Annotated in this window: 22 protein-coding genes and 1 pseudogene; 8 read left to right on the forward strand and 15 right to left on the reverse strand. The window is 35.9% G+C overall.

Going from position 1 to position 22,822, the window contains the following annotated elements; translation table 11 throughout:
• Positions 1–131: 131 nt before the first annotated feature.
• The gene (locus V7068_RS12225) at positions 132–413 is read left to right on the forward strand and encodes a DUF4183 domain-containing protein (protein ID WP_499713023.1); all 282 of its coding nucleotides are present in this window, start codon (positions 132–134) and stop codon (positions 411–413) included.
• A gap of 128 nt (positions 414–541) precedes the next feature.
• On the opposite strand, the gene V7068_RS12230 is transcribed toward V7068_RS12225, so the two are convergent.
• The 4 genes from V7068_RS12230 to V7068_RS12245 form a co-directional block, all read right to left on the reverse strand.
• Entirely contained in the window at positions 542–961 is a 420-nt protein-coding gene (locus V7068_RS12230; RefSeq protein ID WP_499713024.1) for a DUF4183 domain-containing protein, read from the reverse strand.
• Positions 962–1,462: 501 nt separating this feature from the next.
• Positions 1,463–2,152, reverse strand: coding sequence for a class I SAM-dependent methyltransferase (locus V7068_RS12235; protein ID WP_499713025.1), 690 nt, complete (start codon positions 2,150–2,152; stop codon positions 1,463–1,465).
• Positions 2,153–2,353: 201 nt separating this feature from the next.
• Positions 2,354–2,503, reverse strand: coding sequence for a terminase gpP N-terminus-related DNA-binding protein (locus tag V7068_RS12240; protein WP_499713026.1), 150 nt, complete (start codon positions 2,501–2,503; stop codon positions 2,354–2,356).
• Positions 2,504–2,753: 250 nt separating this feature from the next.
• Positions 2,754–3,374, reverse strand: a complete 621-nt coding sequence (locus tag V7068_RS12245; protein ID WP_499713027.1) for an NAD(P)-dependent oxidoreductase — start codon at positions 3,372–3,374, stop codon at positions 2,754–2,756.
• 396 nt (positions 3,375–3,770) lie between these two features.
• On the opposite strand from V7068_RS12245, the gene V7068_RS12250 reads away from it, so the two are divergent.
• Both V7068_RS12250 and V7068_RS12255 read left to right on the forward strand, forming a co-directional pair.
• Positions 3,771–4,550, forward strand: a complete 780-nt coding sequence (locus V7068_RS12250; protein WP_375351352.1) for a ParA family protein — start codon at positions 3,771–3,773, stop codon at positions 4,548–4,550.
• Positions 4,534–4,857: a hypothetical protein gene (locus tag V7068_RS12255; protein WP_499713028.1), complete on the forward strand. Its 324-nt coding sequence runs from the start codon at positions 4,534–4,536 to the stop codon at positions 4,855–4,857. The genes V7068_RS12250 and V7068_RS12255 overlap by 17 nt, the downstream gene beginning before the upstream one ends.
• A gap of 105 nt (positions 4,858–4,962) precedes the next feature.
• On the opposite strand, the gene V7068_RS12260 is transcribed toward V7068_RS12255, so the two are convergent.
• Together V7068_RS12260 and V7068_RS12265 are read right to left on the reverse strand one after the other, a co-directional pair.
• Entirely contained in the window at positions 4,963–5,226 is a 264-nt protein-coding gene (locus V7068_RS12260) for a hypothetical protein (RefSeq protein WP_499713029.1), read from the reverse strand.
• A 693-nt stretch (positions 5,227–5,919) separates the two neighbouring features.
• Positions 5,920–6,126: a hypothetical protein gene (locus tag V7068_RS12265; protein ID WP_499713030.1), complete on the reverse strand. Its 207-nt coding sequence runs from the start codon at positions 6,124–6,126 to the stop codon at positions 5,920–5,922.
• Positions 6,127–6,652: 526 nt separating this feature from the next.
• Here V7068_RS12265 and V7068_RS12270 point away from each other — a divergent pair.
• The 4 genes and pseudogenes from V7068_RS12270 to V7068_RS12285 form a co-directional block, all read left to right on the forward strand.
• On the forward strand, positions 6,653–7,609 hold the full coding sequence (locus tag V7068_RS12270) for a hypothetical protein (RefSeq protein WP_499713031.1): 957 nt from the start codon (positions 6,653–6,655) through the stop codon (positions 7,607–7,609).
• Positions 7,610–7,979: 370 nt separating this feature from the next.
• A complete protein-coding gene (locus tag V7068_RS12275; protein WP_499713032.1) occupies positions 7,980–9,044 on the forward strand; it encodes a RelA/SpoT-related domain-containing protein in 1,065 nt (354 codons plus the stop codon).
• 703 nt (positions 9,045–9,747) lie between these two features.
• Complete coding sequence (locus tag V7068_RS12280; protein ID WP_499713033.1) at positions 9,748–9,945, forward strand: hypothetical protein; 198 nt, start codon at positions 9,748–9,750, stop codon at positions 9,943–9,945.
• 3 nt (positions 9,946–9,948) lie between these two features.
• Positions 9,949–10,044, forward strand: a pseudogene (locus tag V7068_RS12285) (HU family DNA-binding protein); the annotation flags it as partial.
• On the opposite strand, the gene V7068_RS12290 reads toward V7068_RS12285, so the two are convergent.
• Both V7068_RS12290 and V7068_RS12295 read right to left on the reverse strand, forming a co-directional pair.
• Entirely contained in the window at positions 10,041–10,499 is a 459-nt protein-coding gene (locus V7068_RS12290; protein WP_499713034.1) for a BclA C-terminal domain-containing protein, read from the reverse strand. The pseudogene V7068_RS12285 and the gene V7068_RS12290 overlap by 4 nt on opposite strands.
• A gap of 718 nt (positions 10,500–11,217) precedes the next feature.
• Complete coding sequence (locus V7068_RS12295) at positions 11,218–12,318, reverse strand: GerAB/ArcD/ProY family transporter (RefSeq protein ID WP_499713035.1); 1,101 nt, start codon at positions 12,316–12,318, stop codon at positions 11,218–11,220.
• Between the two features lie 323 nt (positions 12,319–12,641).
• On the opposite strand from V7068_RS12295, the gene V7068_RS12300 reads away from it, so the two are divergent.
• On the forward strand, positions 12,642–12,908 hold the full coding sequence (locus tag V7068_RS12300; protein WP_499713036.1) for a CPCC family cysteine-rich protein: 267 nt from the start codon (positions 12,642–12,644) through the stop codon (positions 12,906–12,908).
• Between the two features lie 14 nt (positions 12,909–12,922).
• On the opposite strand, the gene V7068_RS12305 is transcribed toward V7068_RS12300, so the two are convergent.
• From V7068_RS12305 to V7068_RS12335, 7 genes are all read right to left on the reverse strand, one after another.
• Positions 12,923–13,180 (reverse strand): hypothetical protein, encoded by a 258-nt coding sequence (locus V7068_RS12305; protein ID WP_499713037.1) that lies wholly within the window; start codon positions 13,178–13,180, stop codon positions 12,923–12,925.
• 538 nt (positions 13,181–13,718) lie between these two features.
• The gene (locus V7068_RS12310) at positions 13,719–14,702 is read right to left on the reverse strand and encodes an NAD(P)H-dependent flavin oxidoreductase (RefSeq protein WP_499713038.1); all 984 of its coding nucleotides are present in this window, start codon (positions 14,700–14,702) and stop codon (positions 13,719–13,721) included.
• Positions 14,703–15,035: 333 nt separating this feature from the next.
• The gene (locus V7068_RS12315; protein ID WP_499713039.1) at positions 15,036–16,559 is read right to left on the reverse strand and encodes a CoA-acylating methylmalonate-semialdehyde dehydrogenase; all 1,524 of its coding nucleotides are present in this window, start codon (positions 16,557–16,559) and stop codon (positions 15,036–15,038) included.
• A gap of 19 nt (positions 16,560–16,578) precedes the next feature.
• The gene (locus V7068_RS12320) at positions 16,579–17,493 is read right to left on the reverse strand and encodes an NAD(P)-dependent oxidoreductase (RefSeq protein WP_499713040.1); all 915 of its coding nucleotides are present in this window, start codon (positions 17,491–17,493) and stop codon (positions 16,579–16,581) included.
• 33 nt (positions 17,494–17,526) lie between these two features.
• Complete coding sequence (locus tag V7068_RS12325; protein WP_499713041.1) at positions 17,527–18,861, reverse strand: GntP family permease; 1,335 nt, start codon at positions 18,859–18,861, stop codon at positions 17,527–17,529.
• A gap of 172 nt (positions 18,862–19,033) precedes the next feature.
• Complete coding sequence (locus V7068_RS12330; protein WP_499713042.1) at positions 19,034–20,863, reverse strand: sigma 54-interacting transcriptional regulator; 1,830 nt, start codon at positions 20,861–20,863, stop codon at positions 19,034–19,036.
• Positions 20,864–21,230: 367 nt separating this feature from the next.
• A complete protein-coding gene (locus V7068_RS12335) occupies positions 21,231–22,397 on the reverse strand; it encodes a replication initiation protein (RefSeq protein WP_499713043.1) in 1,167 nt (388 codons plus the stop codon).
• Between the last annotated feature and the right edge of the window lie 425 nt (positions 22,398–22,822).

Below are 22,822 nucleotides of genomic sequence, written 5' to 3' on the forward strand. Positions count from 1 at the left end.
CCCTTATACGCTAGGTTTTAGCCGTATCAAAATATGGAAATTTCCAATAAAATATAATACCGGAGTGGACAAGCACACTTGCTTAGTATCCTTGCACAAACTTCGTAAACTAAAAAAAGGAGTGAATATAAATGCCAATTACTAGACCCTTTATGGCTTCCAGAAAGTTTACTTCTACAATAGGAGCTGGTACAGGAACTGGTGCTACATTTGCAATTGCAGCAACAACTTTTACCGATGACACTGGTGCAGCTGCAACAGCTTTTCCAGTACCCACCTATTATGTTTTATATTTGAATGGGTTCATTCAAACAGCTGATGTCTCAACTATTACTACAACTACTTTAAACCTTCCAGATGGCGATACACTTGATCCTGCGACTCCAGTTACTGTTGAAATTGTAGTCAACTAGTCATTTTTTAGAATTCCTACAAGAAAATCAATCCTTTTTTGATTATATATATCAAGAAGTATTTCTATAATAGCAAAATTACTGGAGTTGTCTCTTGGTTAAAGGGATCAACTCCAGTATGAATACATTTATTGATTAATAATTATAAACTGAAGAGTGATTGGTACACCTTCCGAAGGAGCTTCATCTAACGTCAATTTTCCTTCTTCAACTTTATAATTATTTTGAGATTGGAGAATACCATTAATAAACAAATTTATATAGGAAACTTCGCTTGGTGATAATATCTGAGTTGTTCCTAATTCCGCTACGCCATCAGAATTTGTATATATAAGTTTTTGACCGTCAGAAAAAGTAAAGTACAATAAATTAGTTGTAGGGATTGGACCTGAAATTGGAGGCCCTTGGGGTCCAGGAGGTCCTTGAGGGCCAGTAGCTCCTTGGGGGCCTCTAGGTCCTCGGGGGCCTTTAGGGGGGAATTGTTTTATAGGTTTTGGGATAGGTGTGAGTGGGCAACACCCCTGAAAAGGTCGGTTATAGTTAACCATATAAATCACCTCATAAAATTTTTAAAAATTACCTTATGAAATGATATGTTAGTAATTTTGCAGAATCTTGGACAAAAGTTTGTACTTCCACTATTTCCCACCCAACATTATTTTGCATTGTTACTATCCGTTTCAATATCCTATTAAAAATCGGAATTTGTCAAAGGAAAGGTTAAATGTCCTTAGCCGGTAATATCCGCTAAATAATCTATGTATATCCTATACAAACCTAGTCAACATAAGCGATGTTATCGGTATTGAAAAAGGATCTTCGTTTGAAGATCCTTTTATGCTGCTTGTAATGAAGGCAAAAATTAAGTCATTAGACAAACTGTTCATTTCAAGGGTTTAATCTACTTTTAAAAACTCGTCCCTTCTCACTCTATATTAAATAGCAATTCGGGTCTGTGTAGCAATGAAACTAAATCACGTAATAAGTATTATAAACATTGATTTTTAGTGTTTATTCCGAGTATTAGCGAACATGAAAATGCTATGCATTTATTTACAAAATAAATAAGTCGGATCACTAATTTTACTTAAATATTGTTGATGACAAAAAATAGCCCACGTTTGTCCGGTTGGATGAGGCCAATCAATGATTTTAAAACCTAGATTTGCTTGGTTTGCAAAAAACTTCATCGTCTTTTCAGTATATTTTACAGAGTCTGGGTAGACCCATTTTGAACCTTTGTAATCTTGATTTCCTTTATTAAAAGTAGCAACAAAAATGCCTTCGGGTTTTAAGCAACTAGAAGCCTCTAGAAGACATAATTTAATCTGTTCTGAACTTGCATGAGAAAAAATTGACTGTGCAATAACAAAATCAAATTGTGTTTTGAAATTTTTGAAATTAAATTCAGAATTATATGCTATTTGAGGTTTTTTTATAGTTATTAAATCTTTTCCAAGCTCATTTTCGATTCCTTCCTCAACCAACCATCGCTCAGGTTCAACACCAAAATAGCCGCCCGGAAGTAAATAAGGGATAAAAAGCCTTCCTGCTCGTAAAGAACCACAACCAATATCCAAAAGAAAATGGTGTTCCCTTAAGCCTAAAAAAGTTAATAAATTAAACTGCATAGCTGCAATAACATCAAATCTATTGGGTGGTCCTACGAATGCACGATAATGTTTATCCCCTGGTTTTAAGTTATAACCTAATTTTCCCTTCATTTTATCGTCCATCATTATAGACACCTAAACATTTCAATTTTAAATAAACCATCAATCTAACCCCTCTTGTTATTATTAAAAGTTCTATTTATTATATGAACTAAGATTAATAGAAGTAAGGGACAAGAGTGCGATTTACTAATATTCATACCGAATTAAAATTGAATAAAAACTATTTTTTGGGTCCATATCCTAAAAAAGATGTTACCTACCTTATCACTTATTAAGTTTTTTTATTAATTGCATACCATCTTCACTAAACTGTTTAACCCATCGTTGTATGTTTTTTCGATGAGTGTTTAATTCTCTAGAAACAGCTGCATAATTCTTCTTTTGATGAAATAAATCCTCTGCTTTTTTCTCCATAAAAAAATCCCCCCTTAATAATAGACAGATTAATGCGCTTTTTAAAACGTGTCTACTATAAGGGGAGCATACCAATTCAAGGATAGCGCCCTATAATTGAATAACTAAAATATGATCTCAATCATAAAATTAATTATTTCTTCTTACACTAAGCTACCATTTAGTTGAAGAGAGGGGGCTGTTGCAGCAACTCCTTTTCTTATACAACTATTGGGTTAGTCCAATAAGTAAGTAGTGTAGGAGAATATTATTAGTAGGCGATACCTACACGTGTATTTATATAATCGCTACTTTTTATTTGGTTAAATGTAAATTCTGCTGTATCTGGCACTGAAATTCTAATACCACCCTCCGGCAAAAAATTACGGTCTATTCGATATATACCTAACCTTTCTCCATCCGGCAAATATGTAGGACAGACAATCGTCCATTCGAGTTTTGATTGTTTAAGCATATCGTAGACTTTATGATGTTCTTCCGCTGCACGGACTGACTTGCGCTTTGATTCACTTGATTGATAACGCAATAAATTTGGGGTAATTCTACTTTGCAGGATTCCAGCAGTTCCTATAGTGATAATTCGTTGTATACCTTCGTTTTCCATTGCCTCGATAATAAACGGCATACTTTCTGATAGAGTGGTTGCCCCATCTGTATTGAGTGCACTAATAACGACATCAATTCCATGCATTGCACGTACGATATCATCTTTATTTAAAACACTACCATGAATAATAGTTAAATTTTCATTATTTATTTGAACCTTCTCTGGAGTGCGTACTAGTACAGTAACATGATGTCTGTCATGAAGTGCATAAGTAACTATTTGCCCTCCAACTCGTCCAGTTCCACCTAAAATTAAAATATTCACTAGAACAAACCTCCTTTTACGCATACAAACACTACACTATAAAACCTATTATATCGTCTTTTTTAACTAAGGCAGGTTTACTTTAAGTATATAATTTCACAATCCCTTAAAAATTTAGGAAAAAATCTAATTTTCTTTTTAGAAGTTGCTCAACAATCTGACCGTTTAACGGAATAACACGCCTTACATTTTTAAACAACAGTACCATCCCCTCCTCAAATCCACATTACCTATACCAACGTTTCAAACGTACATATCCGTCCAGAAAAATTAAATCTCTTAACAAGAAGGAACTTTTCAACTAATATAGAAATGAAGAAAAGAAGAAAAAAATAAAAGAAGAAATGAAGTTTAGAAGAAAGGAAGGTGCGAATCTTGTCAGCAATCACTATTACAATGGGGATTCAAAAGGGTGGCTGCGGAAAATCCACAACAACAGGGATTCTATCTTACCTATTAAAAGAAGACGGATACCGCGTATTAGCTATAGACATGGACTCTCAAGGTAACTTAACTGAACTACTATCTGAAACACCGTCTAATGAGTTTATGGGAAGATCGGTGCTAGAGGCAATGCAGCAAGATAATGTGGAGGAATATATCGTTTCAATTAACGACAATTTGGACCTTCTACCTGCAAACAACTTTTTAGCCACATTCCCGCGCTGGATTTACACCGGAAAAACATATCAAGGAGAAAACCTACCGTTTCAAGGTAATCCAAGCTTAATCCTGGATCAAATACTTGAGCCTGTAAAAGATAAATACGATTTTATACTAATCGATACTCCGCCATCATTAAGCGAGCAAACAACAAATGCCTTATGTGCTAGCGAATATGTAGTTGTGATGTTTGAATGCTCAAACTGGTGCTACTCAGCGATTCCGAACTTTATGGATTCTATAGAAGGAGCTCGCACTTTCGGTAACAAAGACACACAAGTGCTCGGTATCTTACGAACAATGAACGACGTGCGCCGCAGCGATGCAAAAGCGTTTAACGAGATGATTGAAGAAGACTACCCTAAAGAAGTCTTTCAAACAATCATTACTCGCAAAGCACCGACTGGCAGACTTGCTCTATACGGATTTAACGAAAATCCAGAAATCAGACAAGCTCTAGATCAGTACAGAAATTTCTACAAGGAGTTGATTGAACGTGTCAAAGGTCAATGATATCAAAAACATGAAGCGTCAAAGAAAGGTTGTCACACCAACCCAAGCCCTAGCTGAAATCATCGGAGAAGAAGAAACAACTAACCAAGAAATAAATATTTCTTCAAACGAAGAAAACAACGAATCAACTAAAGAAGAAATAAAGAAAACAATAAAAGAAGAAAACAATATAGAAAGAAAACGCGTCTCCTTCGATTTACGCACAGACCTGCACAAACAACTAAAGATGCAAGCACTTGTTCAAGACAAGAAGATTTATATTTTGATTGAAGAAGCTTTGGAGAGGTATTTGGAAGAGAAGAAATAAGACATATTTAGAGTTAATCGAAATGAACCTTATTATAAGTAACGTTGAATTTTGCTATAGCAGATTTTAAAAAATTACTCCATACAGAAGTCGTGCTCTGCATTGCTACATGGAGGCAACAACAAAGAAGAAAACAATCTTTCTTTTAAACAAGAAAAGTTGTTTTCTTCTTTTCTTGTTTAGAAGGTTTCTTCGTAGAAGCATTCCCCGCTCAATCAAAGGAGATCTCCACGCAGCAGCCGCACGCGTCTCCTTCGACATCGGCCTCCTGCTATCGCATCCGGCACGGTCTCCGGAGCCCCGCGCTCTAGTCGAGGAAGCAATTCTTGCAAGCATACTCATCCTGCAGCCATTCCGAAGATCTCTCATAGAAGTCTCGCTCCACATCGCTACATGGAAGCAACAGCAAGGAGGAAAACAACCTTTCTTCTTACAAAGAAAAGTTGTTTTCTTTTTTTCTTGTTTAGAAGGTTTCTTCGTGGGAGCATTCTCCGCTCACTCGAAGAAGATCCCGCGCAGCAGCCGCACGTGTCTCCTTCGACACCAGCCTTCTGCTGTCGCATCCGGCGCGGTCTCCAGAGCCCCGCGCTCTAGTCACGGAGAAGCTTCTATATGTACACTATCCTCTAGTCAAGGTTCGGGTAGTATTTTTTGAGAAGGGCACTCAAAAAATCTCCACCCTTTTCTCCTTGACTAAAGGATTTTGGCAGGTAGAGTCTTGTTACCAAGCCGAGCATACTCAAAACGGGAATGAAGTTAACTCGGCTTGGTCTGTCCATTATACCTGCCAAACCGTTCTATCTTTCGCCCTTAGTGTGCTTTTTCGATAAATAAGGAGACGTTTTAAAGAACCAGCCTCGCACCTCAAAACAAGGGGGGATTACCTTTCTCCGCTCGCTCAAACAAGACGCCCTCCGGCTATAAGAAAGCCTATCCTAAACCAAAATACTACGGGTCACGAGTGAAGGTTGAAAGCTCCAATAAAACTTAAATACTTAATTATGAATGGAATTCATAAATTGAAAAGTTATTATAAAAAAGAAGAAAGCTGTTAAGCCTACCTCATAACCTCCTGCTATTTGATACCTGTTGAAAAAATTGAATTACATCTTTATTTCTTTCATTCCATGCTTCATTTTTTATCATCGGTATAGAGAAAGCACTCTCCATATCCATCATTAGTTGTATCAGCTTCAAGTCCTTTTGTCTGTCTATTAAATCAGAGTGGATAATATCCTCATAGCGTCGTTTATAAAGTTTCAGTGGCATATTATTTTCCCTCCTCTTTCAACATACAGTTTTAACGCCTTTTTAACATACTTCTCGTCCTCTCCTTTTATTCGCATATATTTACCCTGTGCTACAAAAAAGGTAAGCTGTTTCGCTTACCTCACGATGCCCTTTTTTATTTTGATAAAGCTAGTGCCAAAATCTTCGGACAAGCATAAATATATAGGGAACTCGTTAAACACCATGAGTACCCTACCCTCCTTGACGTTCTAAGAGAACGTACAAAAAAGACAGTCCGCCCCACTGTCTTTTTTTGTTTTATTAAGTGGGTGAAAACGAATCTCCAACATTATATACGTAATGAAATATGCAAGTTAAAGAATGATTATAAGTGTTCGCTAATTACCCTATTCACAAAAGTATAAGTTTTGGAACAGCTCTTTAAGCCAATATAAATCTTATTTCTTCTCAAAATTTTAAAAATGTATATAAATGTAAGGTTTGTTGTGATGTTAAAATTAGAATATCTATTTTAAAAAATATATAAAAATAAGGGGAAAATTAAATGATGGATAGAGTGTGGGAAAGTGTAGTATCTTCGGCAATATATGGGGTTATTATATTTGTTGTTAGTTTAATAGGTTCAATTTTGAGTGGAAGTAATACAACAGTAACAATTGGTAATTCTATTAAAGTTGAAGATAATCAATTTTTTACTTCTGTTAATATAAATGCGTTTGAGGATGTTGATGATTTAAGGGTAAGTATTCCTATTACAATGCGAACGGAACAAATTAAATCTAATAAACCAATCAAAATTGAAATTATCAAGAATAATATTGGTACAGCTAATGGTTCGGTTTTAGAAATAGAGAGAATTTCGTCAGATAATAATGTTGAGTTGATTTTAGTTACTGATGAAAAGATAAGTACTAAAGAGATAGTTGTTAATGATAAAAAGAATGAGATTGATGTAGAGTATTCAGCAGATATGGAAAACCCTATAAAAGGGGAACTTAGGTCTCTTGTGCTTAATGCGTTAATATACGCTTTAGTTGCGGGGCTTGCTGTATATATTTTTAAGAAAAATGAGGATAAAAGGGCAGCTGAGTCAACGAGAAAGCTAGAGGAAGTTAATAGAGACATAGAAAGAATAGAGAGGAAGAGAGAAGAACTTCAAGAAGAGGTTAATAAGTACAAACAAGCAATGGAAGATCGAAAAAAAGAAATAGATATTCAACAAAAGCGAATAGATAAAGTATCAATAGATGCTCAGAAACGTAATATTCTTCTTCAAGCTAAATTATATGATTATCGAAAGGAGCTTAGTTTTTGGAGAGATACAATAAGGAAAATTATTTATCAATTACCTGATGGAAAAGATAAAGCTGAACAATTGATTAGAATAGTATCATCCTCATTAAAAACATATCAAACGAATGAAAAGGAAAATCATAATTTTGAAACGTTGAAAGTGTTATCTAAGTGGATTAAGGATATTAATCAAGAGGAAAAGCCCTAATATTTAGGGCTTTTTTGAGTACAAAAATCAATCAGTTAAAAGTTTCTAAAATAAAAATAAGTTGCTATATCTTTAACAATCCTTCTAAGACTCAGAAAGGGTGGGTTATTCCCACTCTTTTTTTATATTTTTTTACGTTTTAAAAACAATTAGCCTCAAGGCTAAAAGGCTGCACTGAAGGCAGCCAAAACCGTTCTATAAGGCAATTTATGTTTGTAATAGATAATTTCTTTTTATCTTTTAAAATAAATTTTTCAATATTGATAATTGTTTCAACAAAGGTAATAATTGAATTTGCGGTAATTGAAAAGTTATCCTCGAATGGTAGATTGAACTAATCCTATATTAATTTTAAAGTGGGGAATGCTATATGTCTTTTGAGAAGCAACAACAACAATTTTTCAAGAAATATAATATTAGTGAAGATGAATTTAATGAAGTTGGACTTATTTGGTCGGAGCTAATTCAAATTGCAGAAAATTATTTGAAGTTTATTCCAACATTAAAAGCTGCCACTTCTCCGTTGTTAACAATACTTCAAGACCACCCAGATGTACATTCAGTAAGGACAAGGGTAAAAGATCCTGAGCATTTAATTGAAAAGATAATAAGGAAAACAATAGATAAAAAAATGGATGAAGAAGATTCTGAATATAAAGTAACAGTAGAGAATTATCGAACAAAGATAACTGATTTGCTCGGAATAAGAGTATTACATTTATATAAAGAACAAGCATTAAATATTGATGAAAAAATTAGAGCTACTTGGAATCTACATGAGCAAGCAAAAATTTATTCAAGGAAAGGGGATTATACAGATCAAGAAAAACAGGAACTTAGCGAACGTTTTGATGTTGAAGACCATCGAGCGGGGTATCGTTCATGGCATTATCTAATTGAAAGTCAAATTACAAAAGAAATGATCATTGCAGAAATTCAAGTAAGAACGATTTTTGAAGAGGGATGGAGTGAGGTTGACCATCAACTTCGATACCCATATCATTTGGATAATGTTTTATTAACAAAACAATTGCTTGTTCTAAACCGTTTAGCTGGTAATGCTGATGAAATGGTAAACTCAATTCGAGAAACCAAAAAGAATTTACAAGAGCTTCAAGAAGACAGGAGTAAGAAAGAAAAGATCATATCTGATTTAAATAATGAGTTAGAGGGACTAAAAAATGAGCTAGAGGCAGTTTATGAAAAGAAAGAAATTCAAGAGGGTGATTTAAAATCATTAAGAGAAAAGATAAAATCTCTTGAGGAATCTCAAAAGAAATTAAGATTTAATGACAAAATCATGCTTGGTGGCTCGATAACACATTTTAATGAAGATGGAAGCCTTGGGCTTTTACAGAAAGGATCTAATATAACTATAAATAATGGTTCAGTTATTTCAGCCAAAACCATCTTAAACAGTGAACGGGTGCTTTAATTCAAGAACAGGACTGTCAATAGACGGTCTTTTTTAGTTCAAAAAAGTACACATTTACGAACAGGTTGTTTTCTGATTTAGAACTCCTCTTTTGCATTTCCGCAAAAGTCTAAAAAAACTTTACGAACGTTCACTTTTTATCGATACTTTAACGAACTATTTTTGCTATAATAATAGAAAAAAAGAGGCTGGAAATTTAATAATTAGATGTATTTGTTTTGCTCAATGGTTTGGTAAATAAAAGGAATATGACAATATATCAGAGAATAATATAAATGGTATAAAAAGGAAAAACAAGGAGGTTGCTAAATGGCAGCAGAAAACTGTCCAAAATGTGATGGTGAAGGCGTAATCACTGTGGATGTTGGATGGGGTGGAACAACGGTGACTTGTGGTGATTGCAATGGTAGGGGTTATTAATTGAAACTGAAATAGAGTTAATATTTTTCCTATTAGATGCCCAGTCAATTGATGACTAGGGCCTATTTGTGTTTATATATGCTTTTTCTTAATAGCTATTATACTCAAAAGTTTTTCAACTACCAGAGTGGTTTTGCTACTGTGTTTACTTAGTGAGGAATCTACGCTGAATGAATGATAATGGTACATACTTACATAAAAGTAATCGAAGTGTAAGCGGTGCATGAAATTTCGCATTTCCTTGACAATTCCTCTATAGTGGCCCCTCAATTGAACTTTATTATTGAAAGTTGCCCAAGAAAAAAAGACCGATTTTATCCGGTCTTTTCGTGTTGTTATTCAGCTAACACACCCGTCGTATAATATCCGCGTTTTGTCGGCAGGACCCCTATCTGAACTGACACAGAAAGATGCTGCAAAAGTAGTTGATGCATTATTAGAAACGATTTCTAACACACTTGCTAAAGATGAAACGATTTAATTAATTGGATTCGGTACGTTTGAAACACGTGAACGTGCAGCTCGTAAAGGGCGCAATCCGCAAACGAGTGAAGAAATCGAAATTACTGCATTTAGCTAATCCAGCTTCACTATTGTTAATGATGCAGCATTAATTTTTTGTTCACCTATGATTGGTAACAAGGTATCCGTAGATGGACCGATATTTCTAAGTTCCAATGTTGAATTTTTTGGAATATGAATAATAGCTTGTCCAATGAGCATCAGACTCGCTCCATCCACTAGTCTTTGTATACCATAGTTAGTGAGCCTTCCCTGTACTAAAGAATCATTTAAAATCAAACCATATGTTGAAGAGGAAGCAGGACCATCGATTAATAATACATATTCAATCCTATAGTCACCTGATTTACGAATTATTAAAGTGTCGCTAGGAGGTCTAAACTGTATATTATTTAATGAACCGTTTTGATTAAATGTTATACTTTCACCTGACTGGACCATGATGGGCTTGGAACCTATGAGGGTAACATAGCCATAGGCAGGTGAGGATTTTTTCCATTTTTGATCTGACACTATTGGTCACCTACTCACTTATTACTTCTATTACTGTATGTAAGTAGATTAAAAATGATTGTACTACTGTGCTACGATTTATATCATTAGTTCTAATAGATAGAGATGAATACTATATACAAAATTGCTTTACGTAAGTTTTATTTATCGGCAATAAAAAGGGCCCTTCCATTGAAGAGCTTTTACTGCTTATTTAATTAAAGCTCCACTTGTTCAATTTCTAATAAGACTCGTTTTAAAATATTATCGTTGCGGAAAAACAATATTTATTTTTCATGAGTGCTTAACGTTGTAAATTGTCAAAATCCTGACGCTCCCCCTTGTATTGCAAATTCTATCCTGAATGGCGGAAGAGTTTAAACAAGTCTATCACCGATGGAAAAATGGTGAAATGACAGCTGTTAAAGCAATGGAGGAATTAGGGATTAAAAAGACGACTTTTTATAAGTTGGTGAAGGAGTATGAGAGGGATTTAAAGAGTAGAAACATATTATAGAAGAAACTCGTCAAAAAAGGAGCATCTGCTAAGGGAAAAGCAGATGCTCTTTTAACAAATGGGGGAATATATAATTAGCTTCGCCAGCTTTTAAGATTTATATACATCTATTTTTAAAAATAGATGGTTCTTGATAAGTCATTTTCCAGTCTTTCTTACCCAACAATCGGGCCATATTGTTGAACAACGCCTTTACAGAAGTTTGGATATCTATGTAGCAGTTCAGATAATTTCGGTTCTTTTACGTTTTCTTTTCCTAACAACAGCAATCACCAACAAAAACAAAGGGATAATCGTTTGTATCAATAGTGCGAATGGGGGAAAGGTCCCGACAAGATAACGTTGCAATCCCATTGTATTAGGAAGTGACCAAAAGCTGAATTCTAATATCAGAATACCTACCGGCCATACAACAGGTCGGTAGTCCGAAAGATTCAGCCACTGTGCGGTACCTAAAACAGTCACATAATAAAACACAGACATTTTGACAAACGCCCCTACTACCCAAACAGCCATGATACCAGACTCTAAATGTTCAAAAAAATCAGCCGTGCTGATGTATCGAGCTACAGTAAATAAGGGATAAGTATGAGAAGGTGTCGTTGGCCCAAGTACAAAAAGAACGATAAGATTGAGCATAACTAACAACATCATCACAGCCAAAACAGCCATCATTCCGTATTTCCTGCCTTTTTTCTGATCCGCTAAAAAAGGCAGGAGAAACGTGATTAGAAAAAACTCTGTGAACCATCCACCTGGCACCACCGCACCCTTGATTGGAGGCATCATCCCATCCCCCAATATCGGGAATATATTCCTAAATTCAAAATCAGTTCCCGAAAAGATGATAAAGAAGAATGGCGGCAATATAAAAACAGGGAGAAATAATTGGGCAGCTCTCCCCAATACTTCTAAACCTCCGTGTACGATTAAGGCACAGAGGAATACCATCGATGCCATAATCACGCTAATCGGAGTATTGACCAGAAAAGAGTCGACAATAAATTCCGCGTACTGTCTAATAATGAGTCCCCCGGCCTGGATATAAAAAAACAAGAATAAAATACCAAGAATTTTCCCCGCGAATCGGCCGATGATACGTTCACTGAATTGGATAACCGTTTCTTTCGGATACAGTTTGTGCAGTTGATAAGCGATATACACTGTCACAAACCCGATGAGGGATGCCAAAATGGGGGCCAGCCACAAATCATTTTTGGCATATTTCGCTGTGATGCTTGGCACCCCGAGAGCAGCGGTAGCCACAATCGTAGGGAACATCATGAAAGCCATCTGAAGAGATGAAATTTTGCCTCTTTCCATTAGCTTTTCCCCTTCCATTGATTGCTAATTACTTTCTTCAAAGATTAATGTAACCCAAGAGTGTGGAAAATATCCCCTGTAAGACCGCAGGTTCGTACAGCTCTTTAAGAGGTCGCCGCCCTTTATTTCTAGCTTCCAGTAAGGTAGATTATGTCACAAAGGATACTCACCCCCTTTGGACTGATAGTTGCAATTATGATAATTTTCTTATTCCAGAAAAGGGTGCGATTGTTCAATAAGAACAGTCGCTTATTATGCTAACGGTGCAGTTAAGCTAAAGAAGAATACATTGTAAAATGTATAAAAAATACCGAGGTGAATGCATGGAATATACTTGCCCTTGTTGTGGTTATAAAACATTAGATGAAGAACCACCAGATACATATGCTATTTGCGGAATTTGTTTTTGGGAAGATGATGGAGTTCAATTCGATGACCCTGATTATGAAGGAGGTGCAAATGAAGTTTCCTTAAGACAGGCACAACAAAATTTTATAAAATTTGGTGCTTGTGATAAAGGTAGTTTGAAATATGTAAGAAAACCAAATAAAGAAGATATAAAAGATCCTAATTGGAAACCGTTTATTTAGAGAAAGTTATTAAGCTAAAGGGTGCGTTTCTGAAATAAGCAGGAACGTTTGGTTTCCTTTAGTTTTTCAGCTTCAACTATACATGAAGCTTTTCTATATAGGCATTTCATTGGGATACCATTTTTAATGCCTGCCTGTTCAATCAATTTAATTTCGTGATACATAGCATTAGATAAAATTCCTTTTTGTATGTTCTGCTTTATTCCATAAGAAAATCCAGCTAATATATGGCACGGTAGTTCATCGTAAAGAGATTTTTCTTCTTTTATCATAAAAGCACCTCCAGTTTTAATCATACTAATCGACATATTTTTTATCAATGCGACATAATGTCCATTTCAGGTAGTTTCTATTTTAGAAAAATCCCTTTATATAAACGTTTATTGAATTACAAGTTTTTACTGGATATTTACTTTTGATGAAAATAGAAGGTTGTATTCCATTATAATTTTAAAGAAAGTTATTCAGCTAACGGGTGCTTTAATGAAGTAACGGAAAAGCTCAATTTCTCTATTTAACTTTCAGTGAAGTTGGGCTTTCTACTATTGAAATTTCCTTCACTTTGTAAATCCACATTTTCTTGACGATACCCCCTATAGTAGTGATTTCTTTGGTTGTTGTACTGTTGGTTATGTACTTTATCCCTACATGGAAGAAAGCCGAAAAACAGAGTTAGTTAAAACATATGTCAGAGGAAAAGACGATTCATTTAAACTCCGCACATACCAGAAGAAACTTAACAAAAATAAAAAAATGGTTGCCGCGGCAACCATTTACGAGTCAAATAATGTTAATAAATATAGTAAAAAATTATCGATGGGCCTGCTCTCCGATAATATTACCTATACGGCTCAACCCCTTTTCTGCCGTTAGAATCATCTCATCAAACAACTCCTGCACGGTCGGAATCGTGTTGATAAGACCGATTACCTGCCCAGCCCATCCGAAACCTTCTACTTCATTCCCATCATAGATATATTCGAGATTTGCTTGACCGCTGATCACATCTTTCAAGTCTTCGTAGGTTGCGCCTTCTTGTTCACGTTCGATAATATTCAATGCAAAGTCGTTTTTCAGGACTCGCCCCGGTGCCCCTAATGTTCTCTTAATTACGACTGTATCCGTCTCTTTTGCATGAACGATTGCCTGTTTATATTTTTCGTTTGCGTGAATGCACTCTTGGGTCGCAATAAAGCGAGTTCCCATTTCAATTCCTTCTGCACCAAGTGAAAGAGCTGCCAATAAACCTCGGCCGTCGCCAATCCCTCCGCTGGCTATTACAGGAATCGATACAGAATCTACGACACGAGGAATAAGCACCATTGTACCAATATCCTCACGTCCTAAATGCCCTCCGCCTTCCTGTCCAACCGCCATCACCGCATCAGCACCTAATTCTTCAGCTTTTTGTGCTTGTCTAACTCCAGCTACAAGTACAAGCGTTCGAATGTTTTCTCCTTTAATTCGCTCAAAAACAGACTGCGGATTCGCTCCTGTTAAAGAGATAGCCGGCACCTTTTCCTCAATTGCAACTTCAAGTAACTCTTGATATTTTCCACCGTTATCGTGCTTTGCAATGGCAAAGTTTACACCAAATGGCTTATCGGTAAGTGTACGAACTTTCTGGATTTCTGCCCGGAGTTTCTCTGGTGTACCTAGCGTTGCCGCGGTAATTTGCCCGAGTCCGCCCGCATTTGATACAGCAGCCGCCAGTTCAGCGTAAGCGAGGTAAGCAAGACCTCCTTGTATAATCGGATATTTAATTCCAAAAATCTCCGTTACTCGCGTTTTCATCGTTTCTCCCGCTCCTTTTCACATGTTCTTTGAATAAGGCACATATTCGACTGAATAAGCCAAGAATCCTGTTATATTTCCCCAATTTAAATAAGGAAGCTAGAACTTTCAGCTTCCTTATTTAAGCAAATCACCCACTAGATACAACTACTCGATTATCCTGAATCATTTATTTTCCTACAACGATGTCCAGAAGTGCCTACTCAAATCATTTGTTAATTTCCAATAAAACTTTTCCTGTGCTTTGTCTACTCTCAACAAAACGATGTGCTTCTGCTACCCGTCTCATGTTCTGAAACGGGACCAAAAAGTGAGTCCAATTTAACTTTTGAATTATTGATTGCTAGGGAAGTCAAATGTCGTTGTATTTTCATCTTCTGTAGATTCAGGCCATTTTTCCGACACAGTTTTAGTTTTTGTGAAGAAACGAGCTGCATCTGGACCAAACATATGGCCTTCTCCGAATTTTGAACGCTTCCAGCCTCCAAAGTTATGATATCCAACAGGGATTGGAATCGGTACATTTACACCGACCATACCAACTTCAATCTCCTCTTTAAATTTTTTCGCTGCAGATCCACTATTCGTGAAAATCGTGACACCATTACCATATTCATGATTATTTATTAACTCAATTGCTTGATCTAAGCTTTTCACACGTACTACAATACGCGCCGGCCCAAACACTTCCTCACGATAAATTTGCATATCAGGAGTAACATGATCTAAAAGCGTTGCTCCTAAATAAAAACCTTTTCCTGTTTCACAAATTTCAGGATTACGACCATCAACACTTAATTGTGCGCCTTCTTCAAGACTTTCATTAATATACTTAAGAACCGTATCCTTTGACTCTTGACTAATCACTGCTCCAAAATCCGCATTCTCGTCAGTATAAGCGCCAACTTTTAATGCTTGTACACGAGCTTTTAATTTTTCTACAAATGCTTCTGCTGTTTTCTCTCCAACCGGCATCGCTGCTGATATGGCCATACAGCGTTGGGAAGCAGATCCATATGCCGCACCTAGGAAAGCATTAACAGCTTGATCTAAATCAGCATCCGGCATAATAATCATATGATTCTTTCCACCGCCGAAAGCAGCTACACGTTTATTATTTCGAGTTCCTTCATGATACACATATTCTGCCACTCGAGTAGAACCTACAAAAGATACTGCGTGAATTTTTTGATTTCTAAGCAGAGCGTCCACCGCTTCTTTATCGCCATTAATAATGCTCCAAACGCCGTCAGGCAAACCAGCCTTTTTCCATAGCTCTGAGATGAATAAAGCAGAGTTCGGAACCTTTTCAGAAGGTTTTAAAATCACTGCATTTCCTACAGCTACCGCCATAGAAGTCATCGCCAGCGGTACCATTACCGGGAAGTTAAATGGGGAAATCGCGGCTACTACACCTAAAGGTTGCTTCATTGAGAAAGAATTAATATCACCGCCAACATTAACCGAATATTCCCCTTTTAACAAATGTGGGGCATTTATGGCTAAATCAACGGATTCAATGCCTCGGCTAATTTCCCCTTTTGCATCAGAGATTGTTTTGCCGCTTTCAAACCCAATCATTGTAGCTAGTGCATCTATTTCTTCTACTAATAGACTTCTAAAACGATGAAGAACTTCTACTCTCTTCCCAACAGATATTTTACTCCATTTTTTAAACGCTGCATGCGCCACTTCAACAGCGTCATTCACTTCTTCCGTTGAAGCATATGGGCATAGACCAATTACTTCACCTGTTGAAGGACTATATACATTTCCAAAACGTTCACTTCTGCCAGGTTTCATTTCACCGCCAATAAAATGTGTTAATGTTTTAACGTCGTTTTTTGTTGTAGTCATATTTTTACTCCCCCTAATTTTAGATTGATACCGTATTTTGTTTATCGTTTTCTACCAATTCTTTAACCATTAAATAAACTGACGACATATCTTGCGGGCCATATCCTTGTTCTACAGCCTTTGAATATAAATCAATTAACTGATCTCCAATTGGCAATGGACTACCAATTTCATCCGCCATTTGTTTAGCCAACGTTAAATCTTTTAATAAGAGGTTAGTAGAGAAGCCTGGCTTAAAGTTATTTGGCGCAATATACCCCTTAAAGTTTCTTTCATAAACTCGACTTTGCCCAAAACTAACACTTAAAACATCATAAATTGTGTCTGCATTTACACCCATCTGTTCTCCCAGTACAACCGTTTCTGCAACAGCTTGTGTATAGAAGCCAATCATTAAATTATTTAATAGTTTAAGAACAGTTCCTGTACCGGCACTTTCCCCCAGGTGGAAGATATTTTCCCCAAGCACCTTTAATACTGGAAGAGATTGCTCATAAACAGGTTTTTCCCCGCCTATCATAATCGTAAGTGTACCATTCACTGCACCAGAAACACTTCCACTCACTGGGGCTCCAAGATAATTAATCCCTTTTTCTTTCGCAATCGTGTAAATCTTTTCATTTAGCTGAGGAGAAATAGTACTAAAATCAATAATAGTTAGAGAGGAATGTGCATTTTGAATAATTCCCTCTTCGCTTAGATACACTTTCTCAACTACTTGTGGCGTAGGAAGACTTGTTAAAATAATATCTGCTTCCTTAGCCAAAAGTTCAGTAGCCACACCAATTTTTCCACCAGCTTGTAAAAACTTTTGTTCTGCCTCGGAATTGGCATCCACTCCATATACCGTATATCCTTCCTTTACAAGGTTGGTTGCCATAGGAAGCCCCATATTACCTAACCCGATAAACGCGATTGTTTGAAATTCTTTCATAAAATTCCCTCCCTTTAGATTCTGCAAATAGTATTAATAAAAAATTGTATATAATATGACCGATAAGATTAATGCAATCATCGGAATAACCACACTAAGTACGAAGACTGACTTATATGCTCGCTCATGTGTTTCATTACATACAGCTCTAATGGTCGTGACAATGTATCCATTATGCGGAAGCGAGTCAAGTCCACCAGAAGCAAGTGAAGAAATACGGTGCATGGCACCAGGATCAAGCCCCTGTGCATTATAAATAGGAGCTAAAATTGGTAACGCAATGCCAAGTCCACCTGATGCTGAACCTGTAATCCCCGCAATAATGGTTACAGCTGCTGCTAAACCGGCATACTCCATTCCAGGCATTCCCGTAAGAAAATCTACTATGGAAGCAAATGCTGGAGCCTCTTTTGCAACCGCACCAAATCCTACTACTGCACAAATATTTACAGTTGCAATAACAGCGTTTTCACTACCTTTACCAAAAATCGAACCGTATGCTCGGGTGTATTTATTCATTAGAACTAATGCTATGACGATTCCAAAAAATAAGGCCACTAACGCTGCACTTGTGGCAGGAAGAAACTTTGACACAATATTTAAGACAATAATGACTGAAACTAGAGGTAATATAGCAATTAAGGCATTTGGTAATTTCTCATCTTTCGTTATGTCAGTAGTTGCGGCAATTTCCGCCGAAGCAGCATCACCTTTTTCAGACCCCGGTAAGCTGAAATACTCGCCATTTTTTATTGCCTTTTGAACCATATGTTTAAGTGCTAGTCCACCTGTAACCATGATAAAAATACCAATTAAAACCCCAATTAAACCACCAGCTGTTGGTTGAGTATTGAAAAACTCCATTGGAATAAGATTTTGAACTTCTGGTGATCCTGGTGAAGTCATCGTAAAGGAAATAGATCCGAATACAATGGCTCCTGGAATAAACCGATGCGGTAGATTGGCTACTCTGAATAGAGATACGGCAATTGGATAAACAGTAAATCCTACAATTGCTATACTAACTCCCCCATACGTCATCAAAGCACATGCAGCAACAACGGCAAATATAGCCCGTTTAGCACCTACTTTGACTTTTATCCATTCCGCGATCGCATCTGCAGCCTTTGTTTCTTCCATTACCTTTCCAAAGATAGCTCCTAATAAATAAACTAAGAACCATGAGGAAAAATATCCAACGAATCCGCCCATATAACTTTCCGTAAGCGCTTTCTCTAAAGACAAACCACTCGTTACTGAGAGGACAACCGAACATATTATTGCAGCAATAATTATATTAGTTCCTCGCATAGTAAAGATAATTAATAAAATTAAACTAGCAATTAAACCTATTGAACTTGCAACCACTGACAAACCCCCTTCTGTCCATTCAATTGTGTTTTTGAACTCTCCATCCTTTTAATATGCAAGTTGCGTGCCAATGCTATTTTTTAGGAAGAATAACAATTATTTTACATTAAAAACAAAAAAACTGTATAAATCATTATACAGTCGAACAATATTTTATACAGTTGTTCAATCATTTGAACACTTCTATGTTAAATTCCCTCAATTTATTGTATAAAGTACCTCTCGAAATCCCCAATTTTTTAGCTGCACGTGTTTTATTCCCTTTTTCCTCTTTAATAATTTGAAGTAACAATTCTCTTTCTTTATTCAATCCTATATTTTTAATATTTTCTAAATCACTAATACTATCATGTTTCGATTCGATATTTACTTTATTTACTTTAGTATTAAGTGTTAAAAAGTATTGTTGAAAATCATCTAAATAAATGCAAGGTCCTTCTACCAATGTAACAAGCCTCTCTATTACATTTACTAACTCCCTCACATTACCCGGCCATTCATACTCCATCATTGCAGAAACTGTTTCTTTGCTAATATCTTTTAATGGGATCTGATGTTTTTTACAAATAGATTTAATATGATAGCCAATAAGCAAAGGAATATCGTCTTTTCTCTCCCGTAGCGGTGGGATATAAATAGGAATAACGTTCAAACGATAATAAAGATCTTCACGGAATTTTCCTTCTCTTACCATGTCTTCAAGGGAACAATTTGTCGCAGCAATAAGGCGAAAATCTATTGGTATAGGCTTTGTTCCTCCTACTGGTTCTACTTCTCTTTCCTGCAAAACACGTAATATTTTCGATTGCATATGTAAGGGCATTTCACCAATTTCATCTAAAAGTATTGTCCCTTTATTAGCTAAGAGAAATTTCCCGGATTTCCCCTTTTTCCTCGACCCAGTAAAAGCTCCTTCTTCGTATCCAAACAGTTCAGATTCCAATAAATGTTCAGGAATAGAAGCACAGTTAACGCTAATAAATGGCCCTTCATTGTAATTACTTAAGGAATGAATTGCCTGTGTAAATACTTCTTTTCCTACACCACTTTCACCAGTTATCAGTATAGATGCCGGTGATTTCGCCGCACGGCGAGCAAGATTTTTGGCATGAGCAAAACTGTCACTATCACCAATAATTTTTGTGAAAGTTATTGGACTCCCTTTAGATTTCGATTGTGGAATATTGATATATGGAAAACTTTTCTCGTCATATAATTCCTGAATTCTATCAAATATGTTATATAGTTCCGAAACCCCTTGAAAAACCAATATACCAATCCCGCCAATGATATTACCGTTTCTCCATATGGGAATACGATGCGCAACTACTTCTTGTCCTTGTAAAAATTGAACTTGGTTTCGTTCAGGAATACCTGTTTGAAGAACTATATGCAGGCGAGTACCGTTGATTACATTTATGACATGCTGACCAATTGCAGCATCTTGTTCAACTCCAAGATAACTACTGTACGCTTTATTAATCATTTTTACAAAGCCGTTTTCATCAACAACAATAATACCTTCATAAATATTATCGAAACAAACATTAAACCATTCTATAGTATCCTCTAAAGAATTCATCTTATGATAGACTTGAGAGAAACCTTCTAAGACATTATTTTGACTTAACATACCAATCAAAACATTATGATTATCAACAACTGGAACACTCACCTTTTTTAACGGAGAAATATCGGATAATGTCTCATGAAAAGAAAATGGTTTAATTGTTCGGTCATAATATGTTTCAACTAACTCATCCAAAGAATTATTTTCTAATATAGCCTGCATAACAACAGATGAAGATAACATACCAAGAAAACATTGATATTCATCTACAACGGAGATCTCGTTTAACTGCTTTTTCACAAGAATTTCTGCCGCATCTCTCAATCTAGTAGTATTAGATATGAAAACAAAGTCCGTATTCATCCAACGTCCTACTTCTAACTCCTCTTTATAAAAACTATTATTATATTCTGTCAGATTATGCTTCACAAGTTCTCCTCCGTTGAAGATATAAATTTTCCCCGTGACCTCTCATTCTTCGAATCGTTTCCATCCCCCAATAAAGCAAGGTAGAGATGTTATAGAGTGGTTATCTCTACTTGCCCCTGATTACACGAACGCTGGTACTGAGCCTCTTTTGTTAAAAAATCAACATTATCGTTTAACAGAACTATTATTTATAAGCTCTTTAGGCTGTTGTTCTATTTCTCTTTTCTGTTCTTCGCTTAATTTCCCTTCTCTCATTGCTTTTTCTTCTTTCTTAACCAGTGTGGCAGTAACTCTGCGAATAGATCATATAGAAAAAGTAGGGTTCGAGGAAATTTCAAACAACCCCCAGGGACCGAAAATGTTATATTTACTTGCTTGAATTCCTTATCATTTCTTCAACTTCTCTTTTAATCCGTTCCTTTTCCTCTTTTGAAAGCTTCTTTGACTCCTTAATCCCAAGAATTTCATACAACCCTGATTTTATTTCATCAAATTGTTGAACGGCCTGTTCATGGTCTATTGCCATCCATTCTTCTATCTCTTTAATAGATTCTTGTTTTATCAACCATTCAGGCAAGGATTCTTTTGATCTTCTAAATTTAGAGACCAAATGGGCTATAATATCCCCCTTTTCTAATGCTGCAGCAGCTTCATTATGTTCAGAAGAATTTAAAACCTTTATTATGTAACCAATTGGATTTTCTATATCTTTTCTATGCTGCATTTTCTCCAACAAATCAATTACATGTCCTGGTCCATACTTTTCCCAATCATTAATCATTTTATCTGACAATTGTATTCCAAGTTGTAAACCAAGCCTTTTCACAGTCTCTAAGAAGGTATTGGGGCGCTTAAATTCCTCTAAATTTTCATGAAAAAGCTCCAATTGCCCAGATTTTTTCTTTCCTGTAGAAGTTATAAGGAATTTAACTTTCTCCACTTTACGCCCCTTTTTCACTTCTTCGATTTCAAAGGAGATATCCGTTTTCTTCTTTAACTCTTTCTGGGCTGGTACTAGCACCCTTTGCTTAAAATTTCCGTATGCCGGATATATATCTTCAGCTCCAAGCATTTCCCGTAAACTCTTTAAAAGAAAAGTCCTCTCTTGTAGCTTTTCATATTGCTTCAAAAGTTCATAGATTCGAATAGCATAAGAGCTCTTTAATTTCACGACATTTTCAAGCTTATAACTCGTAAATTCTCTTTTTAATTCCAATAAATACGGACGCAAAAAGGGATCAAATCTTATATCTATTGTTCCTTCTGTCTCGTTATAAGCAACGTAACTTAACCAAGAAACTTGAATGACCTTCTTATCAACTCGTACTTCAAATACTTTTTGCATTAGTTCTTTTGTAGTCTGTCTCAATTCTGTATATTTAGATTTCCCTTTTAGCTCTAGCAATTTTATAAACTCTTTGATGGGTAAAGTATAGGTTTTAAAATCCGAATCGTCAGGACTTATATTGCTGGCCAAACATAAAATAATTTTTTGTTCCACAACGCCAAGTTTATAATTAGCTTCAATAAGCATATTAGACTTTGTAACAAGGTTAGTGGGATATGGTTCAACAACATCTGTTGTGTCCAACAAATATCCTCTCCTTTCACTTACCCTAATTATGACAAATAATCAACTATAACAAAAGACTTTTTTTGTTATAGTTGGGACCGTTTTTGTTATAGTTAGAGTCCATGAACCCTTGATATAACTGGATTTTCAGCCTCCGAAAACAAGATAAAACAAGAGTAAAACAAGATAAAATAATATATTGTAAAACACACAAAAGAGAAGTGTGAGTAAGTAATTATAAATTATTCAATTCAAAATAAATCTAGTAAAAAGAAGAACACTTTTCATTTTAATAGTCTGTTAAATTTTAGCATTGAAATTTGCCCAAGAAAAAAAGACCGATTTTATTCGGTCTTTTCTTGTTGTTATTCAGCTAACACACCCGT

The sequence above is a fragment of the Bacillus sp. JJ634 genome (assembly GCF_036962285.1).
Taxonomy (GTDB): Bacteria; Bacillota; Bacilli; order Bacillales; family DSM-1321; genus Peribacillus; species Peribacillus asahii_A.

Coding starts and splice junctions, on each gene's coding strand:
- V7068_RS12230 (WP_499713024.1), bottom strand. CDS start 961: ATGGTTAACTATAACCGACCTTTTCAGGGGTGTTGCCCACTCACACCT.
- V7068_RS12320 (WP_499713040.1), bottom strand. CDS start 17,493: ATGAAAGAATTTCAAACAATCGCGTTTATCGGGTTAGGTAATATGGGG.
- V7068_RS12300 (WP_499713036.1), top strand. CDS start 12,642: ATGGAATATACTTGCCCTTGTTGTGGTTATAAAACATTAGATGAAGAA.
- V7068_RS12270 (WP_499713031.1), top strand. CDS start 6,653: ATGATGGATAGAGTGTGGGAAAGTGTAGTATCTTCGGCAATATATGGG.
- V7068_RS12335 (WP_499713043.1), bottom strand. CDS start 22,397: ATGCTTATTGAAGCTAATTATAAACTTGGCGTTGTGGAACAAAAAATT.
- V7068_RS12260 (WP_499713029.1), bottom strand. CDS start 5,226: ATGAGAGATCTTCGGAATGGCTGCAGGATGAGTATGCTTGCAAGAATT.
- V7068_RS12305 (WP_499713037.1), bottom strand. CDS start 13,180: ATGATAAAAGAAGAAAAATCTCTTTACGATGAACTACCGTGCCATATA.
- V7068_RS12275 (WP_499713032.1), top strand. CDS start 7,980: ATGTCTTTTGAGAAGCAACAACAACAATTTTTCAAGAAATATAATATT.
- V7068_RS12295 (WP_499713035.1), bottom strand. CDS start 12,318: ATGGAAAGAGGCAAAATTTCATCTCTTCAGATGGCTTTCATGATGTTC.
- V7068_RS12225 (WP_499713023.1), top strand. CDS start 132: ATGCCAATTACTAGACCCTTTATGGCTTCCAGAAAGTTTACTTCTACA.
- V7068_RS12265 (WP_499713030.1), bottom strand. CDS start 6,126: ATGCCACTGAAACTTTATAAACGACGCTATGAGGATATTATCCACTCT.
- V7068_RS12235 (WP_499713025.1), bottom strand. CDS start 2,152: ATGATGGACGATAAAATGAAGGGAAAATTAGGTTATAACTTAAAACCA.
- V7068_RS12240 (WP_499713026.1), bottom strand. CDS start 2,503: ATGGAGAAAAAAGCAGAGGATTTATTTCATCAAAAGAAGAATTATGCA.
- V7068_RS12250 (WP_375351352.1), top strand. CDS start 3,771: ATGGGGATTCAAAAGGGTGGCTGCGGAAAATCCACAACAACAGGGATT.
- V7068_RS12310 (WP_499713038.1), bottom strand. CDS start 14,702: ATGAAAACGCGAGTAACGGAGATTTTTGGAATTAAATATCCGATTATA.
- V7068_RS12315 (WP_499713039.1), bottom strand. CDS start 16,559: ATGACTACAACAAAAAACGACGTTAAAACATTAACACATTTTATTGGC.